This is a genomic window from Dactylosporangium sp. CA-092794, assembly GCF_050948465.1.
Classification (GTDB): domain Bacteria; phylum Actinomycetota; class Actinomycetes; order Mycobacteriales; family Micromonosporaceae; genus Dactylosporangium.
The window spans coordinates 12,027,158-12,044,835 of record NZ_CP192044.1 but is presented as its reverse complement, the minus strand read 5'-3'; the positions used below and the strand labels follow the sequence as shown (position 1 = coordinate 12,044,835).

Below are 17,678 nucleotides of genomic sequence, written 5' to 3'. Positions count from 1 at the left end.
TCGAGATTGCAACTTACCCCCTTTCCACCCACACGGTAGCCTCACCTAGGGGCGACGGAGGAGCGTGCGGTGGACGAAACAGGGCAAGCGGGTAGCCCGGACGCGGCTGACGCGTACCCTGGTGCAGGTTTCGGGCCCAACCCGGCCCAGTCACGAGGCCGGGCCGGATACCCGGACGGGTCCGTCAATGGGGCCGCACCCAGCGACGATGCCCTCGAGGCGATCGTCTCCGCCTGGCGCGAGCCGGCCACCGGCGCGATCGCCGGGCGGGCCGCGGTCGGCGGCCTGGGCGGCAACGGTGTCAACGGCAACGGCGTCAACGGTCTCAATGGCAACGGTCTCAATGGCAACGGGTTGAACGGCAACGGGAGCAACGGCAGCCCCGGGACGTGGGGCCGCGCCGAGGTGCGCAGTCCGTATTCCGACATATTGGCCCCGCTGAGCCCGCCGGTCTCCGGGCCGCCGCCGACCTCCACGCTGCACTACGGGCACTACGGCCCCGACGGGCAGGGCTGGCCCACGTCCAGCCCGACCGGCGAGACGAAGAGCGTCCCCGCCCCGCCGCCGCCCGGCACTGTCTATGGCGGGCTGTCGATCGATCACCACTCCGGGGAGTATCGCCGCCCGGTGTCCGGCCAGCCCGCCTTCGACCAGGCGCCGCCCGCCCCGTCGCAGCCGCAGCCCTACGAGTTCGAGCAGCCGAAGTACGACCCGTATGAGCCGCCGCAGTCGGCGCTCGACCGGGTCGCCGAGCAGCAGGCGGCGGCGAGCCACACGGCCAACCAGTGGGGCTACCAGAGCCAGTATCAGCCGGAGCCGTATCAGCCCGAGCAGTACAAGGCGGAGCCCTACCAGCCCGAGCCCTACCAGCCGGAGCCGTATCAGCCCGAGCAGCGGCACTGGGCGCCGGAGCCGGCGAAGCCGGAGTTCGACTGGGCGTCGCCCACCCAGCACGACTCGGTGCCGCAGCCCGCCGTCCACCCGCTGCCGCAGCCCGCCGCGCACCCGGTGCCCCAGCCGGCCGCGCACCCCCTGCCGCCGCAGCCGCCGCCCCAGGCGCTGCCGACCCAGCGCGTCCCCGATGACGACCCGCTCGTCGGGCCCCTCCCGCCGATGCTGCTCGGCTCCGCCACCGCGATGGCCGCCGGGCCCGTGATGCCGACGTTCGCCGACGACATGCCCCAGCCCGCGTACGAGGCGGTCGAGCTGCCGCAGCGCATCCCGTCCGCGCCCGACGTGCCGCCGCTGACCGCGATGGGTGCGCCGGCGCCGGTCGTCGGCGCACCTGCCCCGGTCGCGCCCAGCGTCGGCGCGCCCGAGCTGACCCGGATCACCAACTACCTGCGCGAGGACGAAGACGGCGTGCCGGAGAGCCCGGACGATCGCCCCGACGGCTTCGACATGGACGCGGTGCTGCACGCGGTGCGCGCGGTCAGCGGCGTGCACCGCGCGACCCTGCGCAAGAACGCGGACGGCCTGCACACGTTGCGCCTGGAGCTCGCCGACGAGGCGGACGCCGGACAGGTCAGCCGGGTTGTCGCCCGCATGCTCAACGACACGATGGGCCTGTCCGCCGAGCAGAACCCGCTGCTGCCGGACGACGACCGGCCGGAGCCCCCGTCGGCGGCCGTCGCGACGCCCACCTCCACGCCCGTGCAGCCGCCCCGCCCGCCCGCGCGCAACGCGCCGCACAGCGCCCTGCCCAGCTACGGCCGCGAGGCCCGGCGGCGCCGGCCGGTGAGCACCGGGGTGCGCCGGGTCGAGCAGAAGCCGCCGGCGCTCACCCCCAACCCGGGCTCGATCGTCTCCCCGCGGGTCGTGATCGAGTCCGTCGACGTGAGCACGCAGGGCATCGACGCGACCGTGGAGGTCCGCCTCACCGCCGATAACCAGCCGGCGGTCGGCGTGGCCAGCGGGCCGAACTTCGACGGGTACATGCTCAAGCTCGCCGCGCTCGCCGCCGCCTCCGCGGTCGACCAGCTGCTCATCGACGCCGACGCCTCGGTCCGCGCGCGCTGCTACATCGAGCACGCCGCCGTCGTCTCGCTCGGCGGGTGCGAGGTGGCGGTCGTCGTGCTCCTGCTGATGTACGACGGCTTCGTAGAACAGCTCACCGGCTCCGCGGTGGTGTCCGGCGACGGCGACTCCCGGCAGGCCGTGGTTCGCGCCACGATGGCCGCCGTGAACCGCCGCCTGGAGGCGCTGCTTCCGTAGCACACAAGATCGTGTGTCCGGCCGATATCCGGGGCACACTTGGGTGATGAAGCGCGCATCTCTTGTTCCAGAGTTCACCGTCCCGTCACTTGAGCATCTACCGGATCGGTGGCCGGGGCGAGAGGTGGACCTGGACGGGGCGGTCGCATATGTGCGGGACACCCCCGTCGCGTCGCCCAACGCCGAGCCCGCCGTGTATGTCCACGGCCTGGGCGGCTCGTCGACCAACTGGACCGACCTGGCCGGCATCCTCGCCGCCCGCCAGGACGGCGTAGCGCTGGACGGCCAGGCGATCGACCTGCCCGGGTTCGGCTACAGCGGCCGGGCCCGCAGCTACACCCTCGACGCGATGGCGAACCACGTCATCCGCTGGATCGAGTACAGCGATCGCGGACCGGTCCACCTCTTCGGCAACTCGATGGGCGGCGCCGCGATCGTCAAGGCCGCCGCGCAGCGCCCCGACCTGGTCCGCTCGCTGACGCTGATCTCGCCGGCGATGCCGTTTCTGGACCCGCGCCGTTCGTTGCAGGGCCGGGTGGTACCGCTGCTGCTCCTGCCCAACGCGGCGCGCCTGGCCGGCCGCCGGATGTCGGCGATGGAACCGGAGGCGCTCGCCGACATGGTGATCGACTCCTGCTACGCCGACCCGACCCGCTACCCCGAGCAGCGCCGGCTGGAGGCCATCGAGGAGGCCCGCCTGCGTCACCAGGTTCCGTGGTACGCCGAGGCGTACGTCGGCAGCCTGCGCGGCCTGGTCAGCAGCTTCCTGCGGGCGTACCTGCCAGGCGAGGGCTCCATCTGGCGGGCCGCCGCCCGGATCACCGCGCCCACGCTGGTCATCGCCGGGCGGCAGGACCGGCTGGTGGACATCCGCACCGCCCCGCAGGTCGCCCAGCTCATCCCCGACAGCCGGCTGATGATGCTGGAGGGCGTCGGCCACGTGGCGCAGATGGAGGTGCCGCGATCGGTCGCGCGCGCGGTTTTCGGGCTGTTGGACGAGATTTCCGACAATTCGGTTGCAAAGCCGGTGCAGGAGAAGGTCCGGCGGCGCGTCGCCCAGGTGCGCATGGCAAGCTAACCATCGATGGCGAGCCGGCTGACCGACGACCGCCGGCGAGAGCCGGAACCCTTGCTCGGCGACCCCTCGGACCGCGCCGAGGACCCTACCGAGGTGATCCCGGCCGCGAGTCTGGGCGCCCGTCCGCCCGGCCGCGAGGTGGTCCGGGCCGCGGATGAGCTGCCCAGCGATCCGGTGGCCGCGCGCGAGGTGGTGCGGGCCGCGCGGCATCGCCGCCGCCAGGACGCTCGCCGGAAGCGCTATCTCGTCGCCGGGGTGATGGCCGCGGCGGGCCTGATCGCCGCGCTCGGCCTCGGCCGGCAGCTATTCTTCGCCGGCGACGCGTCGCAGTCCACCGCGCCGACGCGCCGGGACGCGCCGATGCTCGCCCCGCCCTCCCAGCCGGCCGACCCGCCGCCGGAGGCCGGGCCGGCCAAGGGCGACGGGACGTTCGCGTACGCGGGCAGTGACGGGCCGGTCGCGGGTGGCGCCGGGGCGCTGAAGAAGTACCGGGTGGCGGTCGAGAACGGCGCCGGCCAGACCGCCGACGCGTTCGCCGCCGCGGTCGAGAAGACCTACGCCGACCCGCGGGGCTGGATCGCGGGCGGCCAGCTGCGCCTGCAGCGGGTGGCCGGCGAGGGGCCGGCCGACTTCACCGTCTTCCTGGCCACGCCGGCCACGTCGGAGGCCATGTGCGCGCAGGCCGGGCTGCACACCGACGGGTACAGCTCCTGCCGCACCGAGGGCAAAGTGATCATCAACCTGGCCCGCTGGCTCACCGCCGTGCCGGACTACGGCGCGCCGGTGGCGGACTACCAGACGTACGTCATCAACCACGAGACGGGGCACGAGCTCGGCTTCGGCCATGAGGCGTGCCCGGGGCCGGGCCGTCCCGCGCCGGTCATGATGCAGCAGACGTACGGGCTGAAGGGCTGTGTGGCGAACTCCTGGCCATACGTGGACGGGCAGCGGTACACGGGACCCAAAGTGCCGTAGCTCACTCGGGAATACCCCACCGGCGGGGCAGAATAAGAACCATGTCGTTGCCTCCTCTGGTCGAGCCCGCCGCCGACCTGTCGGTGGACGAGGTCCGCCGTTACTCGCGCCATCTGATCATTCCTGACGTCGGGGTGGCCGGGCAGAAGCGGCTGAAAAACGCCAAGGTGCTCGTCGTGGGCGCCGGCGGCCTCGGATCGCCCGCCCTGATGTATCTCGCGGCCGCGGGCGTCGGCACGCTCGGCATCGTCGAGTTCGACACCGTGGACGAGTCCAACCTGCAGCGCCAGATCATCCACGGCCAGGCCGACATCGGCCGGCCCAAGGCGGAGTCGGCGCGCGACTCGATCCGCGAGATCAATCCGTATGTCAACGTCGTGCTGCACAACGAGGCGCTCAGCAACGACAACGTCATGGAGATCTTCGCGCAGTATGACCTGATCATCGACGGTACCGACAACTTCGCCACGCGGTACATGGTCAACGACGCCGCGGTGCTGCTCGGCAAGCCGTATGTGTGGGGGTCGATCTACCGGTTCGACGGCCAGGCGTCGGTCTTCTGGGCCGAGCACGGCCCCTGCTACCGCTGCCTCTACCCGGAGCCGCCCCCGCCCGGCATGGTCCCGTCCTGCGCCGAGGGCGGCGTCCTCGGCGTGCTGTGCGCGTCGATCGGCGCGATCCAGGTGACCGAGGCGATCAAGCTGCTCACCGGCGTCGGCGAGACCCTGCTGGGCAGCCTGATGGTCTATGACGCGCTGGAGATGTCGTACCGCAAGATCAAGCTCCGCAAGGACCCCAACTGCGCGATCTGCGGCGAGAACCCGACCGTCACCGGGCTCATCGACTACGACGACTTCTGCGGCGCCGTCTCCGACGAGGCCCAGGCCGCCACCCTCGGCTCGACGATCACCGCGAGCGAGCTCAAGGACTGGCAGGACTCCGGCAAGCCGATCGACCTCATCGACGTGCGCGAGCCCGCCGAGTGGGAGATCGTCCGAGTGCCCGGCGCGCGGCTCGTGCCGAAGGGCGAGTTCCTCAACGGCAACGCCCTCGCCGGCCTGCCCCAGGATCGGCAGATCGTGCTGTATTGCAAGAGCGGCATGCGCTCCGCCGAGGCCCTCGCCGCCGTGAAGGCGGCCGGCTTCAAGGACGCCGTGCACGTGCAGGGCGGTGTGGTCTCCTGGGTGAAGACCGTCGATCCGTCCCTGCCGGTGTATTAGCGCGACCGACGCAGGCAAGCCAGACGCGCGGTAGCGTACGCCCCATGGTGGACCTTGATGCCGCGATCGGTTACGTCGTCGCCCACGGCGACGCCGTGGACCGAGCCCGCCTGGCCTGGTTACGCACCGGCCAGGCGCCCCCGGCCGACGTGCTGGAGAAGGCGGAGGTGGGCCAGGCCTCGACCGGAGGCTGGCCCGCTTACTGGGGCGCGCACGTCGCCTCGGTCGACGCCACCTGTTTCCGCCTCGCCGAGCTCGACGACCTCGGCGCGATCGACCGCCCCGCCGCCCGGAGGGCGCTGGCCTGGCTCGGCCAGAGCCAGCGCCCCGACGGGATGTGGGAGGAGGACGAGTCGCTGGCCGGCATCGCCCCGCCGTGGGCCCAGCCGGGCGACGACGAGGCCCGGCTGTATCTGACCACCAGCGCCGCCTTCTGGCTCATCGTCGGCGGCCCGGCCCCCGGCGACGAGGACGAGCACGCCGCCCGCCTGGCCCGCGCCGCCGAGGCCTTCCGCGCCTCCCTGCGCCCCGACGGCAGCTGGCCGTCGTTCCTGGTCACGGGTTGGCTGGGCTGCGCGCTGCTCTACCACCTGGGCTGGTTCTACGAGTCGGCCCAGATCCAGGTCACCCTGGCCGACCGCGTCCCCGACATGACGGGCGCCGACACGGCGTCGCTGTTCGCCGCGCTGCGCCGCGTCGGCATGTCGACCGACGACTGGCTGCTCAGCGCCGCCCGCCGCCGCCTGTCGGAAACCCAGCGCAGCGACGGCGGCTGGACCAGCGACGACGGCGACCAGTTCAACGTCCACACGACCCTGACCGCGATCCGCGCCTTGCGCTGACTGTCCGCGCCTTGCGCTGACCGCGATCTGCGCCCTGCGCTCGCCGATCACGCCTTGCACTGATCGATCACGCCTTGCACTGGCCGATCACGCCTTGCACTGGCTGGATCGCGGCCTGGCCTGGCCTGGGCAGGGCAGGGCTGGGCAGGGCTGGGCTGGGCTGGGCTGGGTAGGGCGACTGGGCGGTCCGGGGGTGGCCGGCCCGCAGCCGCCGTGCTCTGCCGCCCGGCCGCCCGGCACCGGAAGCGCCGCCCGGGAACCGGCACCGCTGGCCGCGATGCCCGTCGGCGATCACGTGGTGCCCTTCCCGACACTTGCGGCGCGGTCGGCGATCACGCCCCACCCGTCGGGCGCTGCACCGCGCAGCGACCGGAAGTCTCCGTGATCATGCGTAACAGGGCGTCGACACCATCGGTTTTTCATGATCGTGGAGTGGTGATGTACCCCTGTGTACCGAAAGGTTCCGGGATCATGGCAAACCCGGTGTGCGGTCACCGCGGGCATCATGATCACGGAGACATACGGCCGGTCCGGCCGCGCGGATCGGCGGGTGCGCCCGGCGGGTGCGACATCCGCACCGCACCGCACCGCACCGCACCGTCCCGTCCCGTCCCGTCCCGTCCCGTCCCGTCCCGTCCCGTCCCGCCGTGCCGTGCCGTGCCGCGCCGTGCCGTGCCGCGCCGTGCCGTGCCGCGCCGCGCCGCGCCGCGCCGCGCCGCGCCGTGCCGTGCCGTGCCGCGCCGTGCCGTGCCGTGCCGTGCCGTGCCGCGCCGTGCCGCGCCGTGCCGCGCCGCGCCGCGCCCAGCGTGTGTGCGATCAGCCCGCGGGTGCGGTGAGGTCGGCGAGGGCGGCGTCCAGGGCGACTCGGAGAGCGGTCGAGTCGCCGGTGGCCAGCAGCATGTTCACACCGCCCTGGACGGCTGCGAGGATGACAAAGCCCGATTTTTCGGGATCGGCGGCGTTCGCGCGGCGCGCGCCCTCGGTCAGGCGGGCGCGCCAGGTGGTGAGGAGGTCGGCGACGATCGGGCGTACCTCCGGGTTGCTCGGCGCCAGCTGCCGGGTCAGGGCCGCGAGCGGACAGCGGGTGCCCTGCGCCTCGTACCGGGCGATCACCACGTCGCGCCACGCCGTCCAAGTAGCGGGCGGGCCGAGGGAGCTGAGCTCGGGCTCCTGATCGTGCAGTACCGATGCGGCCTCATGCTGCGCGACGGCCAGGAGTAGCTGGGCGCGTCCCTCCGGGAAGTAGTGGAACAGCTGGCTCTTGCTGGTCGCGGTCGCGGCCCGGATGTCGTCGAGCGACACCTCGTCGACCCCGCGCTCGCGCAGCAGCGCCGCCGCGCCGGTGACGATCCGGTCGCGGGTCGCGATGCCCTTGCGGGTCAGGCCGGCGCTCATGACCTCCATCATAGGCAAGTGGACCACCTGGTCCATTGAGTGCTACGTTGGGTGGACCGTTCAGTCCATTCAGGAGTTGGTACCACATGAGCCGTCTCGCCCACCGCACCGCCCTCGTCACCGGATCGACCAGCGGCATCGGCCGCGCGATCGCGGAGCGGTTCGCCGCCGAGGGAGCCCACGTCATCGTCAGCGGCCGCCGCGCCGAGTTCGGCGCCGCCGTCGTACAGGCGATCGCGGACGCCGGCGGCCGGGCCACGTTCATCGCCGCCGACTTGTCCGCCGGCCGCGCCGCCATCGAGGACTTCGCCGCCGCCGTAGGGGAGATCGACATCCTGGTGAACAACGCCGCGTACCTGGTGGGCGGCCGCCCGACGGCCGACACCCCGGAGGACGTGGTCGACGCCGCCCTGGCGACCAACATCAAGGCGCCCTACCTGCTGACCGCGGCCCTGGCCCCGAAGATGCTCGCCCGCGGTACCGGCGCCATCGTGAACATCGGCTCGATCAACGCCCTGACCGGCATGGCCGGCAGTGCCCTCTACGGCGCGACCAAGGCCGCCCTGCACGCGATGACGGTCGCCTGGGCGGCGGAGTTCGGGCCGTACGGCATCCGCGTCAACACGATCGCCCCCGGCCCAACGGTCGTCGAGTGGGCCGCCGACCGGCTACCCATGCTGGAGCGCCTCGTCGCCGGGGTGCCGAGCCGCCGCATGTCCCGGGCCGAGGAGATCGCTGCCGCGGCGCTGTTCCTGGCCTCCGACGAGGCCTCGCACATCCACGGCGCGACGCTCCCGGTCGACGGCGGGCTGACCGCGGCGACCTCCCACGCCTCGGCCCGCACATCCGCTTAACCGCGCCGCTGCCGGCATCACGAAAAATCGTGATATGTCCGGTAAAGTGCGCCGCGATTGGCTCATTTGAGGCGTCGGGCGCCGGCGCGAGCCCCGACCGACTGGCCCATTTGAGGCGTCGGTGGCATCCACGAGCCCGATCGACGGGGCCATTTGAGGTGTCGGTGGCAGCCGCGGGCCCGATCGACTGGCCATTTGAGGCGTCGGGTGGCAGCGCGGGCCCGATCGACTTGATCCCATTGGGCCGCGCGGTCGGAACTCTCCGCGATCATGCCGAAGTCGCCACCCGCACCACGCGTTTTCATGATCCCGGAAGAATTATGTACACATAGGTACCAAAAGGCTCCAGGATCATGGAAAACCCGACCGTGTGACAGTGGGAGTCGCATGATCGCGGAGACTTGTGGACGCTGAATCCGACAAATGCCCCGTCAGGCGAAAAATCCGATAAGTCGTGGCGCGGAGCGCCCGACTTATCGGGTGTCCTTGGTGCCGCGGGCGTGGCAGGGAGGGCCGCCAGGCCCGAGCGGTGTCTGGCGGGAGCGACGGTCTGCAAGTGACGCGGCCCGAGCCATCTGTTTTGGCTTCGGCCGAAAATATCGGCCTCAGGACTGGTCCGGCCACCAAGCGGCGCTGCGCATGTCGATCTTTTCGCCGCGCAGGGGAGTGCCCTCGCGGCGGTGCCGGCGCAGCGCCTCCGCCTCGTGGCCGGGCACCAGGCGGCCGTTCGCGGCGACGACCCGGTGCCACGGCACGCCCCCGCCGTAGTGGGCCATCACCGAGCCGACCTGTCGCGGTCCGCCCTGGCCCAGGTACTCGGCGATCGCGCCGTACGACATCACGCGCCCCGGCGGGATCCGCTCCACCAGGGCGAGCACCCGCTCGGTGTACTCCTCGTCGGCCACGATATGGGAACCTACAACGCCGCGCCGCCGGCCACGCGGCAAGATTGGCCCCGTGCGGGAACAGGTCACGCAGGCTCGGCGGATCGTCGTCAAGGTCGGGTCGTCGTCGCTGACCACCACGGCCGGTGGGCTGGACGAGGGGCGCGTCGAGGCCCTGGTCGAGGCGCTGGCCGCCGCGCCGGCCGAGGTCGTGCTGGTTTCGTCGGGCGCTATCGCGGCCGGGCTGGCCCCGCTCGGGCTGCCGCGGCGGCCCCGCGACCTGGCCACCCAGCAGGCGGCCGCGAGCGTGGGCCAGGGGCTGCTCATGCGGGCGTATAACGACGCGTTCGCGCGGCACGGCCGGGTCGTAGGCCAGGTGCTGCTGACCGTCGACGACGTGACCCGCCGGGCGCACTACCGCAACGCGTATCGCACGCTCCGCCGGCTGCTCGACCTCAAGGCCATCCCGATCGTCAACGAGAACGACACGGTCGCCACCGAGGAGATCCGCTTCGGCGACAACGACCGGCTCGCCGCGCTGGTCGCCGCCCTGGTGCACGCCGATCTGCTGGTCCTGCTGTCCGACGTCGCGGGGCTCTACACGGCCGACCCGTCGCTGCCGGCCTCGCGGGCGATCACCGACGTGCGCTCCTTCGACGACCTCGCCGGCATCGACATCCGCCGCCCCGGCAAGGCCGGCGTCGGCACCGGCGGCATGGTTACCAAGGTCGAGGCCGCCCGGATCGCCACGACCAGCGGCATCCCGGTCGTGCTCGCCTCGGCCCCGCACGCCGCGGAGGTCCTGGCCGGCGATCCGGTCGGCACGCTGTTCCACCGCCAGCGCGAGCGGCCCCAGGCCCGGCTGTTCTGGCTGGCCCACGCCACGACCCCGCGCGGGCGCCTGCACCTGGACCCGGGCGCGGTGCGGGCGGTCGTCGGCGGCCACGCCTCGCTGCTCGCGGCCGGCATCACCGCCGTCGACGGCCGGTTCGCCGCCGGCGACCCGGTCGACCTGGTCGACACGGCCGGCATGCCGGTGGCCCGGGGCCTGGTCAACTATGACGCCACCGAGCTGCCGCCGCTGCTGGGCCGCTCGACGGGCGAGCTGGCGGCGGAGCTCGGGCCGGCCTACGAGCGCGAGGTCATCCACCGTGACGACTTGGTCCTGCTGTAGGTAGCATCCCAGGACCATGAATCGCGTTCGGGTGGGGTATGCGCTGGGCTCGCTGGTCACCGGCGCTTTCGGCACCGTGCCCGGCCTGCTGCTCCTGCCGTATCTCACCGACACGCTGGGCGTCACCGCCGGCGTCGCCGGCGTGCTCGTGCTGGCGCCGAAGGCGTGGGACGTGCTGATCAACCCGGTCGCCGGGCGGATCTCCGACCGCACCCGCAGCCGGTGGGGCGCCCGCCGGCCGTATCTGCTCGCCGGCGGCATCGCGGTCGCGCTGCTGTTCGCCGCGATCTTCGCCGCGCCGGTGCGCAGCGGGGTCTACGTGGCGCTGGCCTTCCTGGCCACCGCGACCGCCTACGCGTTCTACCAGGTGCCGTATGTCGCCATGCCGGCCGAGATGACCGACGACTACACCGAGCGGACCCGGCTCATGACCTGGCGGGTGGCGCTGCTCGCGGTCGCCATCCTGGTCTCCGGCGCCCTGGCCCCGGTGGTCACCAAGCAGTTCGGCGGTGGCATTCCTGGCCATCGGGCCATGGGCATCTTCGTCGCGGTGCTCATTTTGGTGGGTACGGCCGGCAGCTTCCTCGGCACCCGCGGCGCCCCCACCGGCCGGGTGCTGGAGAGCGAGGCGAGCCTCGGCCGCCAGCTGCGCACCGCGCGGGAGAATCGCGCGTTCACCAGGCTGCTGGTCTGCTTCATCGTCCAGGCCGCCGGCATCGGCACCATGCTCGCCGGGGTGAGCTACTTCGCCACCCAGGTCCTCAAGGACCCGGACACCGGCGCGACGGTGCTGTTCGCGTGCTTCGTCGGCCCGGCGCTGCTGGTCATGCCGCTGTGGTCGCGGGTCGGGGCGCGGATCGGCAAGCTCAAGGCGTACATCGCCGCCTCACTCGTCTTCGCGGTCGCCGCCGCCCTCATCGGCCTCGCCCCGGTGCTGCCGGCCGCCGCGGTGTATGCGATCACCGGCCTGGTCGGCTGCGGCTACGCCGGCCAGCAGGTCTTCGGCCTGGCCATGCTGCCCGACTGCATCGCGTACGACGCGCGGCGCACCGGCCGGCGCCAGGCGGGCGTGTTCACCGGCCTGTGGACGGCCGGCGAGACGCTCGGCCTCGCGCTCGGCCCCGGGATCTTCGCGCTGGTGCTCGCCGCGTTCGGGTACGTCTCCAGCGACTCCGGCACCGCCGCCGCCCAGACGGACACCGCGCGCCTCGGCGTGCTGCTCGGCTTCACCGTGATCCCGGCCGTGGTCGTCGCCCTGGCGCTGTTCACTCTGCGGGGGTACGACCTGGACGAGGAGCGACTGGCGCAGGAGGGTGAGATCCATGAGCGCGTTGCCTGAGCACGGCATCCCGGCGGAGCGGGTCCTCGAGGAGCTGCGCGCCATGCGCGGCGCCGACCTGCCCACCCACGGCGGCCGGCTGTTCGCCTACGTCTACGACCCCGGACTGCCCGGCCTCGACGAGCTGGCCGCCGCCGCCCACGCCCTGTCCGCGCACGTCAACGGCCTCGACCCGACCGCGTTCCCGTCGCTGCTGGCGATGGAGAACGACCTCGTCGGCGCCGCGGTTCAGGTCCTCGGCGGCGACGAGCACACCGTCGGCAGCGTCACCGGCGGCGGCACCGAGTCGCTGATCCTCGCGGTGAAGGCCGCCCGCGACGCCCACCCGGAGATCGCCGCGCCCCGGCTGGTCATGCCGGTCACCGCGCACGCCGCGCTGGCCAAGGCCGCCGCGTACCTGCGGATCGCCCTCGACACGATCCCCGTCGACCCGCACACCCTGCGCGTCGACCCGGCCGCCGTGGCCGCCGCGATCACCCCCGACACGGTGCTGGTCGCCTGCTCCGCGCCGTCCTACGCGCACGGCCTCATCGACCCGGTCGAGCCGATCGCCGCCGCGGCCGCCGCGGCCGGCGTGCGCTGCCACGTCGACGCGTGTTTCGGCGGCTGGACCCTGCCCTACCTGCGCCGCCTCGGCGAGCCGATCCCGCCGTTCGACCTGTCCGTGCCGGGCGTCACGAGCATCTCGGTCGACCTGCACAAGTACGCCTACACCCCCAAGGGCGTCTCGGTCCTGCTGCACCGCACCGAGGCGCTGCGCGCGCCGCAATACTTCGGCTACGCGGACTGGCCCGGGTACACCATGGTCAACCCGGTCATCTCCTCGACCCGCAGCGGCGGTCCCATCGCCGCGGCGTGGGCCACCCTGCGCCACATCGGCGACGACGGTTACCTGGCCCTGGCCGAGCGCACGCGCGACGCCACGAGAGCCATCGCCGGAGCGGTCGAAAAGATCGAAGACCTGGCTGTGGTACCCCGGGAATCAACGGTCGTGGCCTTCATGTCCACCGGCGTCGACCTGTTCGTGCTGGCCGACGAGCTGGCCGCGCGCGGCTGGCACACCCAGCCCCAGTTCCGCCACGGCGAGATCCCCCCGTCGATGCACCTGACGGTGACCGCCGCCGTGGCCCCGAGGGTCGCCGAGTTCGAGGCCGACCTGGCCGAGGCGGTCGCCGCCGCCCGCGCGCACGGCCCGGTCCAACTGCCCGACGGAATCCTCGACCTGCTCGCCTCGGCCGGCGTCGACCAGCTGGCCGGCGCGCTCGGCCTAGGCTCGGGCGGCGCACTGCCGGAGCGGATGGCCGTCGTGAACACGCTGCTGAATGTCGTGGATCCGGCGGTACGGGAGCGGCTGCTGGTCGCGTTCCTCAGCCTCCTGCAGCGACCTTCACCCCGGCCGTGAGCACGAGCTGACCCAGCGCGACGGGGACCAGGACCAGCCAGCACAGCCGCTGCAGCTGGTCCTCCCGCAGCCGCGGGTAGGAGACGCGAACCCAGATCACCACGAACGACACCAGGAACACCTTGATCAGCGTCCAGGCCCACCCGAGCTGGTCGTCCAGCCCGAACGGCCCCTTCCACCCGCCCAGGAACAGCACGGTGGTCAACGCCGAGATGACCACGATCCCGACGTACTCCGCGAGCAGGAAGAACGCGAACCGCAGCCCCGTGTACTCGGTCATGTAGCCGAACACCAGCTCGGAGTCGGCGATCGGCATGTCGAACGGCGGCCGGCGAATCTCGGCCAGCCCCGACACGAAGAACACCACCATCGCCGGCAGCTGCCACGCCAACCACCAGGGCCGCCAGGCCTCGACGATCCCGGACAGCGACAGCGTGCCCGCGGCCATGGCGACGGAGAGCGCCGAAAGAATGAACGGCAGCTCGTAGCCCAGGAGTTGGGCCGCCGCCCGCAACCCACCGAGCAGCGCATACTTGTTCGCCGACGACCAGGCCGCCATGAGCACCGCGACCACGCCGATACCGACCACGGCCAGCACGAAGAACAGCCCGATATCCAGCGACTGCGCCACCAGCCCGTGCGGCCCGAGCGGAATGACGAGCAGCACGATGAGATAGGGCAACAACGACACCACCGGCGCCAGCCGAAACACCGGCCGATCGGCCGCCCGCGGCGTGATGTCCTCTTTCTGCACGAACTTCACACCGTCGGCCACGAGCTGCGCCCACCCGTGAAACGCCCCGGCGTACATCGGCCCGAGCCGCCCCTGCATGTGCGCCATGACCTTGTGCTCGGTCTGCCCCACCACCAGCGGCAACGTCAGGAAGGCGACGACGACCGCCAGCACCCGGATCGCGAGCTCCAGCCAGACGGGCATCACCCCCGCCCTCCCGGCCACTCGCCGGGATCAGGAACGCCCGGCGGCCGCATCGGCGCCCGCTTGCTGACGGTGTGCTCGCTCTCGCCGGGCTCCTTGGCCCCCGGCCACGGCTTGGCCACCCGAGCCGCCAGCACGAACTCCTTGCGCAGCGGATGCCCCTCGAATTCCGGTGGAAGCAGCAGCGGTACCAGCCCAGGATGCCCGGCAAACGAAATGCCGAACATCTCGTGGGTTTCCCGCTCATGCCAGGCTGCCCCCGGAAACACCTCCACAACGCTGTCCACGACCGCCGCCTCCCGAGGCAGCGAGGTCCTCACCAACACCCCGTGCTTCTGGGCCACCGACCACACATGCGCCACGATCGTGAACCCACCAGGCAGCTCGTCCACGGCGGAAAGCCAGTCGAAGAAGTCACACCCCAACGCGTCGCGAGCGGCGGCGACCGCCTCAGCCCACCGCTCAACCGGCACGTCAACGGTCGCCCGAGCGAACTTCCCCCCACCGCTCGAGCCGGCGACACCCCCGTCCCCCAACACCGAGACGAGCCGCGCCCCAAGCTCATCAGGCGTCATGGCCGCACCGGCGGCGCGGTAAGCCCCCGCACGTCCCGGCCGAACCGCGAGGGCTCGTCCGCGATCTTCTCCTGCAACCGCATGATCCCGTGCAGCAGCGCCTCGGGCCGCGGCGGACACCCCGGCACGTACACGTCAACGGGAATGAGCTGGTCAACCCCTTTGGTCACCGAGTACGAGTCCCAGTACGGCCCCCCACAGTTACTGCAGGCCCCAAAACTGATCACATACTTGGGCGAGGGCATCTGGTCATAGAGCCGCTTGATCGCCGGCGCCATCTTGTCGGTCACCGTCCCCGACACCACCATGAGGTCCGCCTGCCGCGGCCCATGAGCAAACGGAATCACCCCAAGCCGCATGAAGTCATGCCGCCCCATGGACGTAGCAATAAACTCGATGGCGCAGCAGGCCAGCCCAAAGTTGAACACCCACAGGGAGTACCGCCGCCCCCAGTTGAGCACAAACTTGATCGGATCCCCGACCACACCGGCCATACCGACACCCTACCGCCGCTCACCTCAGCGGCTACCGCCCCAACAGCCCCAGAGCACCAAGCCCGAACGCACTGAACGCAAGACCGGCGCGACGGCGGCAATCCGGATGTACCACCCAACATCGACACGGCAGCGAGCAACCACGAACCCCGAACGCGACCACGGACAGCACCCACCGGATCGGGGGCGCGGGTGGCGAAGCCCCCGCCTGGAGCGAGCGAAGCGAGCGCGAGGCCCCCACGTCACGAACGGCGAAAGCGGCCCCGCCGATGAGCAGGGGCCGCCCCATGACGTGGCGGGTAGAGGATTCGAACCTCTGTAGCTTTCGCGACGGATTTACAGTCCGCTCCCATTGGCCGCTCGGGCAACCCGCCTGGCGCAAGCCAGAATAGCGGTAGGACCCCGGGGCAATGCAAACGGGTACCCTCGGCACGCCCACATCCGTCCAACGCACGCAGTAACAGGGAGCGTCTGCCATGGCTTCGGCACCCTCGTTCGACATCGTCAGCAAGGTCGACCGGCAGGAGGTCGACAACGCGCTCAACCAGGCTGAGAAGGAGCTGGCGCAGCGGTTCGACTTCCGCGGTACCGGGGCTGAGATCAAGTGGGCCGGGGAGGAGACGGTCGCCCTCCAGGCGGAGACCGAGGAGCGGGTGGTTGCCGCGCTCGAGGTCTTCAAGGAGAAGCTGGTCAAGCGCAACATCTCGCTGAAGTCGCTGGACGCGGGCGAGCCGCGGGCGTCGGGGAAGACGTACAAGATCGACGCTCGGATCGTGCAGGGGATCGAGTCGGACAAGGCCAAGGCGATCTCCAAGAAGATCCGCGACGAAGGGCCCAAGGGGGTCCAGGCGCAGATCCAGGGCGATCAGCTGCGGGTGACCGGCAAGAAGAAGGACGACCTGCAGGCGGTCATCACGCTGCTCAAGCAGGAGGACTTCGGCATCGCCCTGCAGTTCACGAACTACCGCTGACGTGGCTGGTTCAGCGCCGCCCGCGGTTGCGCTGGACCAGTACCACGATCGCGAGCGCGACCACGGCGACGATGACCACGCAGATGCAGACGGCGATGTGCCACGGCTTGACGGCGCCCATAGATGGAGCCTAGTCGATGTTCGATGGGTCGCGATCGATGGGGTCGACCCGGCGGGCCGGCGGCTCCTCGGCGCGGACCAGCAGGAAGCTGTCGGCGTGGCGGATCTCGATGTCGTGCTCGCCGGTACCGTCGGGGTCGGTGAGCACGGCGAAGATCGGGCGGGCCATGGTGCGTGACCCTACACGGGAGCGCTCTCCCGGTCAGCCCTCCGAGTGACCGGCGCCGACCACATATAAGACAGGGCCCGCCGGGATACGGCGGGCCCTGTGCTGCTTGCGCGCGGCCTTACCGGTGGCTGCTGACCCCGGCCATCTCCTCCAGCCGCGCCACCCGCTGCTCCATCGGCGGGTGCGTGGAGAACAGCGACGCGAGGCCGCCGCCCTTCAGTGGGTTGTCGATCATCAGGTGCGCCTGGCTGGCCAGCTGGGAGTCGGCCGGCAGCGGCAGCGCCTGTGTGCCGCGGTGGATCTTGCGCAGGGCGCTCGCCAGGGCCAACGGGTCGCCGGTCAGGCGCGCGCCGGACTCGTCGGCCTCGTACTCGCGGCTCCGGCTGATCGCCAGCTGGATGATCGTCGCGGCCAGCGGGCCCAGGATGAGCATGAGCAGGAGCCCGACGATGCCCGGGCCGTCCTCGTCGTCGTTCGACCCGCCGATCGGCAGGAAGATCGCCAGGTTGGCGAGCATGGTGATCATGCCGCCGAGCGCGCCCGCCACGCTTGAGATCAAAATATCCCGGTTGTACACGTGGGAGAGCTCGTGCCCGATCACGCCCCGCAGCTCGCGAGGCGTCAACATGTCGAGGATGCCGGAGGTCACCGCCACCGCGGCGTTGCGGGGATTGCGCCCCGTGGCGAATGCGTTGGGCTGCCGGGTCGGGCTGATGTACAGCCGGGGCATCGGCTGCCCGGCCGACGTCGCCAGCTCACGCACCATGGCGTACAGCTGCGGCGCCTGCGCCTCACTGACCGGCTGCGCGTTCATGGCGCGCAACGCGATCTTGTCCGAGTAGAAGTAGCTGAACGCGTTCATCGCCAGCGACAGGAACACGGCGATGACCAGACCGGTGCTACCGCCGAGCCAGTAGCCGACAAGCAGGATCAGCGAGGTCAGCAGCCCGAGGAGGGCCGCCGTTTTCACGCCGTTGAAATGCCTGTGCTGCATGTCTTCAATAACAGCGCGACGCGCCGTATACCTTCCCGGTG

The 17,678-nt window shown here is 71.6% G+C and carries 17 protein-coding genes and 1 tRNA gene; 10 read left to right on the top strand and 8 right to left on the bottom strand.

All coding sequences use genetic code 11. The features are described from left to right. Positions 1-69 precede the first annotated feature (69 nt). Genes ACQPXD_RS52270 through ACQPXD_RS52250 form a run of 5 tightly spaced genes read left to right on the top strand, consistent with a single transcriptional unit; the run spans position 70 to position 6,329 of the window. A complete protein-coding gene (locus ACQPXD_RS52270; protein WP_432832020.1) occupies positions 70-2,214 on the top strand; it encodes a hypothetical protein in 2,145 nt (714 codons plus the stop codon). Positions 2,215-2,260: 46 nt separating this feature from the next. Further along, entirely contained in the window at positions 2,261-3,292 is a 1,032-nt protein-coding gene (locus ACQPXD_RS52265; RefSeq protein WP_432832018.1) for an alpha/beta fold hydrolase, read from the top strand. Between the two features lie 6 nt (positions 3,293-3,298). After that, complete coding sequence (locus tag ACQPXD_RS52260) at positions 3,299-4,267, top strand: DUF3152 domain-containing protein (RefSeq protein ID WP_432832016.1); 969 nt, start codon at positions 3,299-3,301, stop codon at positions 4,265-4,267. Between the two features lie 41 nt (positions 4,268-4,308). Continuing rightward, positions 4,309-5,487 (top strand): adenylyltransferase/sulfurtransferase MoeZ, encoded by a 1,179-nt coding sequence (gene moeZ, locus ACQPXD_RS52255; protein ID WP_432832014.1) that lies wholly within the window; start codon positions 4,309-4,311, stop codon positions 5,485-5,487. Between the two features lie 44 nt (positions 5,488-5,531). Then, positions 5,532-6,329 carry a squalene--hopene cyclase gene (locus ACQPXD_RS52250; protein WP_432832012.1) on the top strand — a complete coding sequence of 266 codons (798 nt, stop codon included), beginning with the start codon at positions 5,532-5,534 and terminating at the stop codon, positions 6,327-6,329. Between the two features lie 816 nt (positions 6,330-7,145). On the opposite strand, the gene ACQPXD_RS52245 is transcribed toward ACQPXD_RS52250, so the two are convergent. Continuing rightward, complete coding sequence (locus ACQPXD_RS52245; RefSeq protein ID WP_432832010.1) at positions 7,146-7,724, bottom strand: TetR/AcrR family transcriptional regulator; 579 nt, start codon at positions 7,722-7,724, stop codon at positions 7,146-7,148. Positions 7,725-7,810: 86 nt separating this feature from the next. Here ACQPXD_RS52245 and ACQPXD_RS52240 point away from each other — a divergent pair, with 86 nt between their 5' ends. Next, positions 7,811-8,578: an SDR family NAD(P)-dependent oxidoreductase gene (locus tag ACQPXD_RS52240; protein WP_432832008.1), complete on the top strand. Its 768-nt coding sequence runs from the start codon at positions 7,811-7,813 to the stop codon at positions 8,576-8,578. A 605-nt stretch (positions 8,579-9,183) separates the two neighbouring features. On the opposite strand, the gene ACQPXD_RS52235 is transcribed toward ACQPXD_RS52240, so the two are convergent. Next, a complete protein-coding gene (locus tag ACQPXD_RS52235) occupies positions 9,184-9,483 on the bottom strand; it encodes an MGMT family protein (RefSeq protein WP_432832006.1) in 300 nt (99 codons plus the stop codon). Between the two features lie 52 nt (positions 9,484-9,535). Between ACQPXD_RS52235 and proB the strand changes: the two genes are divergently transcribed. The 3 genes from proB to ACQPXD_RS52220 are packed head-to-tail and all read left to right on the top strand — an operon-like array spanning position 9,536 to position 13,377. Beyond that, positions 9,536-10,636 (top strand): glutamate 5-kinase, encoded by a 1,101-nt coding sequence (gene proB, locus ACQPXD_RS52230; protein WP_432832004.1) that lies wholly within the window; start codon positions 9,536-9,538, stop codon positions 10,634-10,636. 16 nt (positions 10,637-10,652) lie between these two features. Next, positions 10,653-11,975: an MFS transporter gene (locus ACQPXD_RS52225; protein WP_432832002.1), complete on the top strand. Its 1,323-nt coding sequence runs from the start codon at positions 10,653-10,655 to the stop codon at positions 11,973-11,975. Then, a complete protein-coding gene (locus tag ACQPXD_RS52220; protein WP_432832000.1) occupies positions 11,950-13,377 on the top strand; it encodes a pyridoxal phosphate-dependent decarboxylase family protein in 1,428 nt (475 codons plus the stop codon). Before ACQPXD_RS52225 ends, ACQPXD_RS52220 begins: the two co-directional genes overlap by 26 nt. On the opposite strand, the gene ACQPXD_RS52215 is transcribed toward ACQPXD_RS52220, so the two are convergent. From ACQPXD_RS52215 to ACQPXD_RS52200, 4 genes are all read right to left on the bottom strand, one after another. Beyond that, complete coding sequence (locus ACQPXD_RS52215) at positions 13,343-14,314, bottom strand: complex I subunit 1/NuoH family protein (RefSeq protein WP_432831998.1); 972 nt, start codon at positions 14,312-14,314, stop codon at positions 13,343-13,345. The two genes, ACQPXD_RS52220 and ACQPXD_RS52215, sit on opposite strands and share 35 nt — an antisense overlap. Further along, complete coding sequence (locus tag ACQPXD_RS52210) at positions 14,314-14,889, bottom strand: NADH-quinone oxidoreductase subunit C (protein WP_432831996.1); 576 nt, start codon at positions 14,887-14,889, stop codon at positions 14,314-14,316. The genes ACQPXD_RS52215 and ACQPXD_RS52210 overlap by 1 nt, the downstream gene beginning before the upstream one ends. Beyond that, complete coding sequence (locus tag ACQPXD_RS52205; protein WP_432831994.1) at positions 14,886-15,383, bottom strand: NADH-quinone oxidoreductase subunit B; 498 nt, start codon at positions 15,381-15,383, stop codon at positions 14,886-14,888. The genes ACQPXD_RS52210 and ACQPXD_RS52205 overlap by 4 nt, the downstream gene beginning before the upstream one ends. A gap of 293 nt (positions 15,384-15,676) precedes the next feature. Continuing rightward, positions 15,677-15,757 (bottom strand) — tRNA-Tyr (locus ACQPXD_RS52200). 102 nt (positions 15,758-15,859) lie between these two features. On the opposite strand from ACQPXD_RS52200, the gene ACQPXD_RS52195 reads away from it, so the two are divergent. After that, positions 15,860-16,354: a YajQ family cyclic di-GMP-binding protein gene (locus ACQPXD_RS52195; RefSeq protein ID WP_432831992.1), complete on the top strand. Its 495-nt coding sequence runs from the start codon at positions 15,860-15,862 to the stop codon at positions 16,352-16,354. Between the two features lie 130 nt (positions 16,355-16,484). Here the strand turns inward: ACQPXD_RS52195 and ACQPXD_RS52190 are convergent, their stop codons facing one another. Continuing rightward, positions 16,485-16,643, bottom strand: a complete 159-nt coding sequence (locus ACQPXD_RS52190; protein ID WP_432831990.1) for a hypothetical protein — start codon at positions 16,641-16,643, stop codon at positions 16,485-16,487. Positions 16,644-16,761: 118 nt separating this feature from the next. Beyond that, positions 16,762-17,637 (bottom strand): zinc metalloprotease HtpX, encoded by an 876-nt coding sequence (gene htpX / locus ACQPXD_RS52185; protein ID WP_432831988.1) that lies wholly within the window; start codon positions 17,635-17,637, stop codon positions 16,762-16,764. Positions 17,638-17,678 lie beyond the last annotated feature (41 nt).

Excerpts from the sequence above, each read along its gene's own strand:
- ACQPXD_RS52265 (WP_432832018.1), top strand. The coding sequence starts at position 2,261 with ATGAAGCGCGCATCTCTTGTTCCAGAGTTCACCGTCCCGTCACTTGAG.
- ACQPXD_RS52260 (WP_432832016.1), top strand. The coding sequence starts at position 3,299 with ATGGCGAGCCGGCTGACCGACGACCGCCGGCGAGAGCCGGAACCCTTG.
- moeZ (WP_432832014.1), top strand. The coding sequence starts at position 4,309 with ATGTCGTTGCCTCCTCTGGTCGAGCCCGCCGCCGACCTGTCGGTGGAC.
- ACQPXD_RS52250 (WP_432832012.1), top strand. The coding sequence starts at position 5,532 with ATGGTGGACCTTGATGCCGCGATCGGTTACGTCGTCGCCCACGGCGAC.
- ACQPXD_RS52245 (WP_432832010.1), bottom strand. The coding sequence starts at position 7,724 with ATGAGCGCCGGCCTGACCCGCAAGGGCATCGCGACCCGCGACCGGATC.
- ACQPXD_RS52240 (WP_432832008.1), top strand. The coding sequence starts at position 7,811 with ATGAGCCGTCTCGCCCACCGCACCGCCCTCGTCACCGGATCGACCAGC.
- ACQPXD_RS52225 (WP_432832002.1), top strand. The coding sequence starts at position 10,653 with ATGAATCGCGTTCGGGTGGGGTATGCGCTGGGCTCGCTGGTCACCGGC.
- ACQPXD_RS52215 (WP_432831998.1), bottom strand. The coding sequence starts at position 14,314 with ATGCCCGTCTGGCTGGAGCTCGCGATCCGGGTGCTGGCGGTCGTCGTC.
- ACQPXD_RS52210 (WP_432831996.1), bottom strand. The coding sequence starts at position 14,889 with ATGACGCCTGATGAGCTTGGGGCGCGGCTCGTCTCGGTGTTGGGGGAC.
- ACQPXD_RS52205 (WP_432831994.1), bottom strand. The coding sequence starts at position 15,383 with ATGGCCGGTGTGGTCGGGGATCCGATCAAGTTTGTGCTCAACTGGGGG.
- ACQPXD_RS52195 (WP_432831992.1), top strand. The coding sequence starts at position 15,860 with ATGGCTTCGGCACCCTCGTTCGACATCGTCAGCAAGGTCGACCGGCAG.
- ACQPXD_RS52190 (WP_432831990.1), bottom strand. The coding sequence starts at position 16,643 with ATGGCCCGCCCGATCTTCGCCGTGCTCACCGACCCCGACGGTACCGGC.
- htpX (WP_432831988.1), bottom strand. The coding sequence starts at position 17,637 with ATGCAGCACAGGCATTTCAACGGCGTGAAAACGGCGGCCCTCCTCGGG.